The organism is Roseomonas sp. GC11 (assembly GCF_024437745.1).
GTDB lineage: Bacteria > Pseudomonadota > Alphaproteobacteria > Acetobacterales > Acetobacteraceae > Pseudoroseomonas.
Genome location: NZ_JANFNY010000062.1, coordinates 24,531 through 31,852, shown reverse-complemented (window position 1 = coordinate 31,852; position 7,322 = coordinate 24,531). Strand labels below are relative to the sequence as shown.

Genomic DNA, 7,322 nt, shown 5'->3' with positions numbered 1-7,322 from the left:
TGTTTCTTGCGGTTGGGGGCGGGATTTTGGCGATGGGGCCGCGTCAGTAAATCCTTTGGGGAGGGTTTGCCTCCCCAAACCCCTCCACCGGGGTGGCAGGGCCACCCCGGACCCCGCCATCAGGCAGCAGGGCTGCCTTCCACCGTCTCGCTGCCAGCGCGCCAGCGGTGGGTGGAGGAGCCGAAGGCCACCATCTCGCCCTTGTCGTTGAAGACCTCGGTGCGGGCGAAGAAAATATTGCGCCCGCGCGAGACCAGCTTGCCCTCGGCGACGATCTCGCCGCCCGCGACCTGGCCGGTGAAGCGGCAATCGAGATCGATCGTCACCGCCTTGCGGATATGGCCGGGCACGCTGCACCAGAGGCCGGCGAAGGCCGCCGCCTGGTCGATCAGCGACAGGATGACACCGCCATGCACGATGCCGCTGCGGTTCAGGTGGCCCGGCCCGCTGTCGCAGACGACGCGGGCAAAGCCATCGCGCCATTCGACGAGGCGGATACCGAGAAGATCGTGGTAGGGCGGCGCCGGGGCGGCGAGGTCTTGCTTGGACATGTCCGTTTGCCTGCCCTGCCCCGCCCGGGTGGTCAAGGTGCCCTGGGGATGTCGAGGGCTTCGGCCAGGGCGGGGGAGAGGCCGGTGGTGGGCGTGCGGCCCGGCCCCGGCGGCACGGGCAGGGGCCGCACCACCACGCGCAGCAGGCATTCCAGGCTGTCCAGCACGGGCACCGGCAGCAGCGGTTGCAGGCGCGGCGCCAGCCCGGCCAGCCCCGCCCCGCCCAGCACCACGGCCGCCGCGCCCTCGGCCACGGCGGCGGCGGCCGCCTCGGCCAGCAGAGCCAGGGCGCGTTCCGGCTCGCGCGCGATCATGTCCCCGGTGGGGGTGACGGCGCGCACCAGCACGCGCTCCGCCGGCCAGCCGCGGCTGAGGGCGAATTCCTCCAGCATCGGCACCCAGGCGGCGCCGCCGGTGAGCAGCGCCACGCGCGGATGCGTGGCCAGCGCGACGCGCAGCGAAGCATCGGCCATGCCCGTCACCGGCACGCCGGCCAGTTCGCGCGCCGCATCCAGCCCCGGATCGCCAAAACAGGCAATGGCGATGGCATCCACCTGCCCGCGATGCTCGGCGACGAGATCGAGCACCGCATGCCCGGCGATGGCGGCGGCGACGCGGCTGGCGATATAGCGCGCGCCGAAGCGGGCCGTGGCGGGCACCAGCTCCACCCCTTGCCCCGCCACCACATCCTGCCCCAGCCGGACCATGCGCTCCGTCATGGCGGCATCGGTATTCCCATTGAGCAGCAGCACGCGCATGAATGTTTTCCAACAGATCGCGGGGTCTGGGGTGGCCGTGCCACCCCGGCGGGGGTTCAGGGGGCAGCGCCCCCTGCCTTACTGAACCGGAAGGGCGCCACGCTTTCCTCGTGGGGATCGAGATTAAGCCTGTGCTCCAGCGGCGGGAAGGCGCGCGAGCGGCAATCCGCGCGGTCGCACAGCCGGCAGGACAGCCCGATGCCTGTCCTGGCTTTCTCCGGATTCAGCCCGTCCGCGTAAACGACTTCGCCCGCGCGCCCGATATCGCAGCCCATGGCGATGACATGCAGCGGCGGCGGCTCGCCCCAATGCGCCGCTGGCCCGGTGACGGTGCGGGCGAAGCAGAGGAAGGTGGCCCCATCCGGAAGTTCCGCGATCTGCACACGGATTTTTCCCGGCGTGGCGAAGGCGGTGTGCGGCACCCAGCGCGGGCATGAGCCACCAAAGCGGGCAAAGGGGAAGCCCGCCGCCGAGAATCGCTTGTCCACATTCCCGGCGGGATCGACGCGCAGGAAGAAGAAGGGCACGCCGCGCGCGCCCTCGCGCTGGAGGGTGGAGAGGCGGTGCGCCACCTGCTCGAAGCTGACGCCGAAGCGGGCGGCGAGCAGGTCGAGATCATGCCGCAGGGCACGGGCGGCGGCGAGGAAAGGGCCATAGGGCATGAGCAGCGCCCCGGCGGCGTAGTTGAGCAGCCCGAGGCGGATGAGCGCCGTGGCCTCCGGCGTGCTGGGCGTGGCGGGGGCGAGGACGGCTTCCACCGCCTCCCGCGCTTCCAGCAGCATGAGCTGGAAGGCCATCTGGAAGCCGCGGCTTTCGCGCGGCAGGGCCTCGGAGAGTTCGAGCAGCCGCGCGGCGGGGTCGTAGCGGCGCAGGCTGCCCTCCAGCGGTGCCACGCGCACGCGCAGGGCGTGGCGCTGGCGCAGGCGCTCAGCGATGGCGTGGTTCAGCTCGGCGGGGGCGGCGCCCAGTTCGGCGCCGATCTGCTCGGCCACGGCTTCCAGCGCGGGGAAGACATTGGCGTGGTCGTGGAAGAAGTCGCGCGCTTCCTCGGTGGGCAGGATCATGCGGCGGCCGCTGGGCAGGGCGATGCCGCTGGCATCCTCCCGTGCCACGCGCCAGGCGCGGTAGAGCGCCAGCATGGCGCGCGCCGCATTGGGCGCGCTGCCGGCGAGGGCGCGGATTTCCTCCTCCGGCGTTTCCTCCAGGCTGAGCAGCGGGTCGGCCAGCACCTCGCGCAGGCTGGCCTCCAGCTGCTGCTCCTGGGTGCCGGAGAGGGCGGCGAGATCGACCTGGAGGGTGCTGCCGAGCTTGATGAGCAGGGCGGCGGTGACGCTGCGCTGATCGTGCTCGATGAGGTTGAGATAGCTGGCGGAGATGCCGAGCCGCACGGCCAGGGCCTGCTGGGTGAGGCCCTGTTCCTGGCGCAGGCGGCGGATCGTGCGACCGATCAGGGGCCGGGCCATCTTTTACAGCCTTTACAAATTTACGGGCTTCACAGTGAAGAACGCCACGGTGTTGCGCGTGCGAAGGCAAGATGGAGGATGATCGGAACGGGGGCAATGTGAATTATTGACCCACGGCCTGACGGGCCAGGATGACCCAGAGCAAGGACCACCGACCATGCGCCACACCCCCGCCCCCTGTTTCGCCCCCGATGGCAGCACCCCCGGTACCCCGTCTTCCGGCGGCGCGCCGAGTGACCGCTTCGCCGGCATCCGGCGCGACTACACCCCGGCCGATGTCGAGCGCCTCGCCGGTTCCTTCCGCATCCGCCACACCCTGGCGGAGATGGGCGCGCGCCGGCTGTGGCAGCTGCTGAACAGCGAGCCCTACATCAACACCCTGGGCGCGCTGACCGGCAACCAGGCGCTGCAACAGGTGAAGGCCGGGCTGCAGGCCATCTACCTCTCCGGCTGGCAGGTGGCGGCGGACGCCAATTCCGCCGGCGAGATGTATCCGGACCAGTCCCTCTACCCGGTGGACTCGGTGCCCAAGGTGGTGAAGCGCATCAACGCGTCGCTGCGCCGGGCGGACCAGATCGCCCGGATGGAGGAAAAGGGCGACGACACCTACTGGATGGCCCCCATCATCGCCGATGCCGAGGCCGGCTTCGGCGGCGCGCTGAACGCCTATGAGCTGATGCGCGCCCTGATCGAGGCGGGCGCCGCCGGCGTGCATTTCGAGGACCAGCTGGCCAGCGAGAAGAAGTGCGGCCATCTGGGCGGCAAGGTGCTGGTGCCGATCAGCCAGCATATCCGCACGCTGAACGCCGCGCGCCTCGCCGCCGATGTGGAGGGCGTGCCCACCATCCTGCTCTGCCGCACCGATGCCGAGAGCGCGCAGCTGCTCACCGCCGATGTCGATGAGCGCGACCGCCCCTTCATCACCGGCGAGCGCACGCCGGAGGGCTTCCACCGCATCAAGCCGGGCATCGGCAAGCAATACGCCATCGCCCGCGGCCTGGCCTACGCGCCCTATGCCGACCTGCTGTGGTGGGAGACCTCCGACCCCGACCTCGACGATGCCCGCGCCTTCGCCGAGGCCATCCACCGGCAGTTCCCGGGCAAGCTGCTGGCCTATAACTGCTCCCCCAGCTTCAACTGGAAGCGCAAGATGGGTGAGGAAGCCGCGGCCCGCTTCCAGCGTGAGCTGGGAGAAATGGGCTACAAGTTCCAGTTCATCACCCTGGCCGGCTTCCACAGCCTGAACTACTCGATGTTCCAGCTGGCGCGCGGCTACCGGGAGCGCGGCATGGCCGCCTATTCCGAGCTGCAGCAGGCCGAGTTCGCGGCCGAGCCGCTGGGCTACACGGCGACGCGCCACCAGCGCGAGGTGGGCGTCAGCTACTTCGACGCGGTGGCCACGGCGGCCTCGGGCGGCACCAGCAGCACGACGGCCATGGCCCACAGCACCGAGACCGCCCAGTTCCACGACGGCCTCCACGATGGCGCCCACGGCGGCGCCCACCAGCCGGCGCCGGCGATGGCGAAGTAAGCCTCTCCCCCTTCCCCTTTCCTCCTCACCTTTCCCCCGAAGGACATGCTGCCATGACCACCAACCAGAACATCGCCCCCCACCTGGACGACAGCCATGATGACGGCCTGGTGCACAGCCACGGCTGGGCCAGCGAGCCCGCCATGCCCACCACCCTGCGCGGCCTGAAGACGGTGCCGCAGGCGCATATCGTGCCGACGCCCAGCACCGCCTTCCGCGACGACCAGATGGACCACTGAACGGCGGACAGCCCGCCGCCCCGGACAGGAACCAGGGCGGCGGGCGGCAACGGACAGAATGTCTCGTGGGGAGCCGGGGGAGGACACGCCTTCCCCGGTCTTTTCAGTTCGGTCTTTTCAGGCCGTGCGGCTGCCCGTGAGAGGGGCGCCGCCCCTCTCACACTCTCCCCGCCAGGAAACTGAGTTTCCTGGACCTTCCGGACGTTCGAGATAATCCAGCAGGCGGTTCACATCCTCCTGGCGCAGTTCAGGCACCGCGCGATGCGCCGCCATCAGAGCCACGATCTGGGCCGTGCCACAGGACCGGTGATGCAACATGGTGGGATCTCCCCCTCCGCTGACCTCACCCTTCTACCCTCAATTGCGACTTATTCTCAATATCAAAAACTCGTGGCGGCGGACTCATGGCGGGGGACTCATGGCGGGGTCTGGGGGGACCCTGTCCCCCCAGCGGGGGCGCGGGGGCGGCGCCCCCCCCTAGCGCCCCCACCTAGCGCCCCCACCTAGCGCCCCCGCCTAGCGGAGAATGTTGCTCAGCCTCTCCCAGTCGCGTTCCTCCCCGGGAATCCCGAAGCGGAGCCAGCGGGGCTGGTCCTGAAAGGCGCGCACGAGGATGCCCGCCTCCCCCAGGCGCCGGAACCAGAAGGCGGCATCGCCCTCCGCCAGCCGGAACAGCCGCGTCCCCCCCAGCACCCGCAGCCCGGCCCTTTCGAGCAGCGCATCCAGCCGGGCGGCCTCGCCGGCGAGTCGCGCCGCGCTGGCCGCGCGCCACGCCGCATCCGCCAGCGCCGCCCCGCCCAGGGCCAGGGCCGGCCCCGACACCGCCCAGGGCCCGAGCGCCGCCCGCGCCACCGCCGCCCGCTCCGGCGCCGCCAGCAGGAAGCCGAGGCGCAGCCCCGCCAGCCCGTGGCTCTTGCCGAAGGAGCGCAGCAGGATCAGCCCCGGATGCGGCAGCAGCCCGGCCGCGCCCCAGGGCTCCGGCTCCAGCTCCACGAAAGCCTCGTCGACGATCAGCAGCCCGCCGCGCGCCGCCAGGGCATCGGCCAGGGCGGCGATCTCCGCCACCGCCACGCGGCGGCCATCCGGGTTGTTCGGGTTCACCAGCAGCGCGGCGGGGGCGCGGGCGAGATCGCCGAAGCGCGCCACCGGCTCCACCACCGTGCCGGCGGCGCGCCAGCAGGCGGCATGCTCGGCATAGGTGGGGGAGAGCACGGCCAGCCGGGGCTGCGGAAACAGCCGCGGCAGAAGCTGGATGAGGATCTGCGTCCCCGGCGCGGCGGCCACCATCGCCGCATCCGCCGCGCCATAGGCCCGGGCGGCGGCGGCGCGCAGCGCCTCCTCGGCCTCCGGCTCCGGCAGGCGGGTCCAGGCCGCGGGCGGCAGGGGCGGCATCGGCGCCGGGGCGGGCCAGGGCACCGGGTTGATCCCGGTGGAGAGGTCCAGGAACGGCTCCGGCGCCCCCGGAAAGCGCCGCCGCGCCGCGCCCAGCCGCCCGCCATGTTCCAAGCCGCCTTCCGCCATGCTAGCCGCTCCCCTTTCTCCCAGGCCGGGCGATGGCGAATTTGCACACCCCCCTTCTCATCCTCTCCGGCGCGCTGCTGGCCGAGGCCGCCTTCGGCTACCCCAAACCGCTCTACGCCGCCATCCGCCACCCGGTGGTGTGGATGGGGGCGCTGATCGGCGCGCTGGACCGGCGGCTGAACGACCCCGCCCTGCCCTTCGCCGCGCGGCGGCGGCGCGGGGTGCTGGGGCTGGCCCTGCTGCTGCTCGGCTGCGGGCTGCCGGCGCTGCTGCTCCAGGCGGGGCTGCTCCAGGCGGGGCTGCTCCAGGCGGGGCTGCTGGCCACCCTGCCCGGCGCGCTCGCCGTGGTCATGCTGGCGCTGCTCGCCGCCACCCTGCCCGCCCAGCGCAGCCTGCACGAGCATGTCGCCGCCGTGGCCGAGGGGCTGGAACAGCGCGGGCTGGCCGGCGGGCGGCAGGCCGTGTCCATGATCGTCGGCCGCAACCCGGAGACGCTGGACGAGGCCGGGGTGGTGCGCGCCGCCATCGAGAGCCTAGCCGAGAACTTCTCCGATGGCATCGTGGCCCCGGCCTTCTGGTGCGGCGTGGCCGGGCTGCCGGGGGCGGTGCTCTACAAGGCCATCAACACGGCGGACAGCATGGTGGGCCACCGCACCCCGCGCCATGAGGCCTATGGCTGGGCCTCCGCCCGGCTGGATGATCTCGTGAACCTCCCCGCCTCCCGCCTGGCGGCGCTGTGGCTGGTGGCGGCGGCGGCGCTGACGCGGGGGGCGGATGCGCGCGGTGCCTGGCGCGCGGTGCGGCGCGATGCGCGGCATCACCGCTCGCCCAATGCCGGCTGGCCGGAGGCCGCCATGGCCGGCGCCCTCGGCCTGCGCCTCGCCGGGCCGCGCGTCTATGGCACCACGCGCGTCGAGGATGGGTGGATGGGGGATGGGCGGGCCGAGGCGCGCACGCAGGATCTGCGGCGGGCCCTGGCGCTCTACCGGCGCGCCTGCTGGGTGCAGGGGGCGGTGGTGGCGGGGCTGCTGCTGGTGACGCTCGGTCTTTGAGGCGGCTTTGCCCCCTGCACCCGCCTTCAGGAGGCCAGCGAATCAGGAGGCCAGGGAACGGGCCATGCGCAGGCAGTCCAGCAGGCGCAGCGCGCCACCCTGGCGGCGGCTCGCCCGGTAGATCTGCGCCGCCAGCGCGGCAGCGCCCATGGGGCGGCCCAGGGTACGGGAGGGGGCGAAGAGAGCGTGGAGCAGGGTCATGGCCAG

General features: G+C 72.3%; 8 protein-coding genes. 3 read left to right on the top strand and 5 right to left on the bottom strand.

Annotation, left to right across the window (positions count from 1 at the left end; translation table 11 throughout):
- Positions 1-119: 119 nt before the first annotated feature.
- The 3 genes from NON00_RS17765 to NON00_RS17755 are packed head-to-tail and all read right to left on the bottom strand — an operon-like array spanning position 120 to position 2,772.
- The gene (locus tag NON00_RS17765; protein WP_256023770.1) at positions 120-551 is read right to left on the bottom strand and encodes a PaaI family thioesterase; all 432 of its coding nucleotides are present in this window, start codon (positions 549-551) and stop codon (positions 120-122) included.
- A gap of 32 nt (positions 552-583) precedes the next feature.
- Positions 584-1,309 (bottom strand): aspartate/glutamate racemase family protein, encoded by a 726-nt coding sequence (locus NON00_RS17760; protein ID WP_256023767.1) that lies wholly within the window; start codon positions 1,307-1,309, stop codon positions 584-586.
- A 56-nt stretch (positions 1,310-1,365) separates the two neighbouring features.
- On the bottom strand, positions 1,366-2,772 hold the full coding sequence (locus NON00_RS17755; RefSeq protein ID WP_256023764.1) for a short-chain fatty acyl-CoA regulator family protein: 1,407 nt from the start codon (positions 2,770-2,772) through the stop codon (positions 1,366-1,368).
- 157 nt (positions 2,773-2,929) lie between these two features.
- Here NON00_RS17755 and aceA point away from each other — a divergent pair, with 157 nt between their 5' ends.
- Positions 2,930-4,303, top strand: a complete 1,374-nt coding sequence (aceA, locus tag NON00_RS17750) for an isocitrate lyase (protein WP_256023761.1) — start codon at positions 2,930-2,932, stop codon at positions 4,301-4,303.
- 53 nt (positions 4,304-4,356) lie between these two features.
- Positions 4,357-4,542 (top strand): hypothetical protein, encoded by a 186-nt coding sequence (locus NON00_RS17745; RefSeq protein WP_256023759.1) that lies wholly within the window; start codon positions 4,357-4,359, stop codon positions 4,540-4,542.
- A gap of 516 nt (positions 4,543-5,058) precedes the next feature.
- Here NON00_RS17745 and cobD read toward each other — a convergent pair.
- Positions 5,059-6,063 (bottom strand): threonine-phosphate decarboxylase CobD, encoded by a 1,005-nt coding sequence (gene cobD / locus NON00_RS17740; protein ID WP_256023756.1) that lies wholly within the window; start codon positions 6,061-6,063, stop codon positions 5,059-5,061.
- A gap of 32 nt (positions 6,064-6,095) precedes the next feature.
- On the opposite strand from cobD, the gene cbiB reads away from it, so the two are divergent.
- A complete protein-coding gene (gene cbiB, locus NON00_RS17735; protein ID WP_256023754.1) occupies positions 6,096-7,115 on the top strand; it encodes an adenosylcobinamide-phosphate synthase CbiB in 1,020 nt (339 codons plus the stop codon).
- 42 nt (positions 7,116-7,157) lie between these two features.
- Here cbiB and NON00_RS17730 read toward each other — a convergent pair whose 3' ends face one another.
- Positions 7,158-7,316, bottom strand: coding sequence for a hypothetical protein (locus tag NON00_RS17730; RefSeq protein WP_256023753.1), 159 nt, complete (start codon positions 7,314-7,316; stop codon positions 7,158-7,160).
- Positions 7,317-7,322: the final 6 nt, after the last annotated feature.

Excerpts from the sequence above, each read along its gene's own strand:
- NON00_RS17760 (WP_256023767.1), bottom strand. The coding sequence starts at position 1,309 with ATGCGCGTGCTGCTGCTCAATGGGAATACCGATGCCGCCATGACGGAG.
- NON00_RS17730 (WP_256023753.1), bottom strand. The coding sequence starts at position 7,316 with ATGACCCTGCTCCACGCTCTCTTCGCCCCCTCCCGTACCCTGGGCCGC.
- NON00_RS17765 (WP_256023770.1), bottom strand. The coding sequence starts at position 551 with ATGTCCAAGCAAGACCTCGCCGCCCCGGCGCCGCCCTACCACGATCTT.
- cbiB (WP_256023754.1), top strand. The coding sequence starts at position 6,096 with ATGGCGAATTTGCACACCCCCCTTCTCATCCTCTCCGGCGCGCTGCTG.
- aceA (WP_256023761.1), top strand. The coding sequence starts at position 2,930 with ATGCGCCACACCCCCGCCCCCTGTTTCGCCCCCGATGGCAGCACCCCC.
- NON00_RS17755 (WP_256023764.1), bottom strand. The coding sequence starts at position 2,772 with ATGGCCCGGCCCCTGATCGGTCGCACGATCCGCCGCCTGCGCCAGGAA.
- NON00_RS17745 (WP_256023759.1), top strand. The coding sequence starts at position 4,357 with ATGACCACCAACCAGAACATCGCCCCCCACCTGGACGACAGCCATGAT.
- cobD (WP_256023756.1), bottom strand. The coding sequence starts at position 6,063 with ATGGCGGAAGGCGGCTTGGAACATGGCGGGCGGCTGGGCGCGGCGCGG.